Genomic DNA, 309 nt, shown 5'->3' on the forward strand with positions numbered 1-309 from the left:
GAACTTCTCGCAGCCCTCCGTGAGCGTGCATCTGGCCAAGCTGCGCGACATCTTTGGAGACCCGTTGCTGCTGCCCGGCCCACGCGGCATGCGCCCGACCGCTCGCGCCGAGGCACTGCGCGAGCCGCTACGGCAGGCACTGGAAGCGCTGGAGCAGGCCGTTGCGCCCGCCAGCCCGTTTGAGCCGGCGCACGCCACCAACACCTGGCGCGTGGCCGCCACCGACTACGGTGAATCGACCATCGTGCTGCCAGCGCTCAACGCCCTGCGTGGCGCCGCGCCAGGCACGCGGCTGGCAATTCTCGAACT

The 309-nt window shown here is 70.6% G+C and carries 1 protein-coding gene; it reads left to right on the forward strand.

The window, feature by feature from the left end; genetic code table 11:
* Window positions 1–309 (forward strand): LysR family transcriptional regulator (locus RVY79_RS18715; RefSeq protein ID WP_317466052.1); only part of this gene is annotated, 309 nt, incomplete at both ends.

Origin of the sequence: Chromohalobacter sp. HP20-39 (assembly GCF_033052815.1) — a bacterium.
Lineage (GTDB): Bacteria > Pseudomonadota > Gammaproteobacteria > Pseudomonadales > Halomonadaceae > Chromohalobacter.